The sequence below is a fragment of the Streptomyces sp. Ru72 genome (assembly GCF_002920635.1).
Taxonomy (GTDB): Bacteria; Actinomycetota; Actinomycetes; order Streptomycetales; family Streptomycetaceae; genus Streptomyces.
Genome location: NZ_PQSR01000255.1, coordinates 1 through 471, shown reverse-complemented (window position 1 = coordinate 471; position 471 = coordinate 1). Strand labels below are relative to the sequence as shown.

Sequence of the window (471 nt, the reverse complement as noted above, 5' to 3'; positions counted from 1 at the left end):
GGGGCGGCCGGCGCGCTCGCGGCGGCGGATCGTCACGCTGGTCGCCGCCGTGCTGCTGGTCCTCGGTGTCGGCACGGGCGTCTGGTACATCAACTCCGGGCAGTTCACCAAGGTGCCGGCGCTCCTGGCGCAGACCGAGGCGCAGGCCAGGCAGCGGCTGGAGGAGGCCGGTCTGGAGGCCGGCAAGGTCACCTACACCTACAGCGACACGGTCAAGCGGGGCACGGTCATCAGCACCGACCCGGAGCCGGGCGCCCGCATCCGCGACCACGACGCGGTGCGGCTGACCGTCTCCAAGGGACCGGAGACCGTGAAGGTGCCCGATCTGGCGGGCTACCGGCTGGACAAGGCCCGCTCGGTGCTGAAGGACAGCGGTCTGGAGCCCGGCATGATCAACCGGGAGTTCAGCGACGAGGTGCCGCGCGGCACGGTGATCGGCACCGACCCGGCCTCCGGCACGCAGCGGCGTGC

At 72.6% G+C, this 471-nt stretch carries 1 protein-coding gene; it reads left to right on the top strand.

Features of this window, described 5'->3' with window-relative positions; genetic code table 11:
- Positions 1-471: PASTA domain-containing protein (locus C3488_RS39780; RefSeq protein WP_146068042.1), on the top strand; the 471-nt coding region annotated here is incomplete at both ends.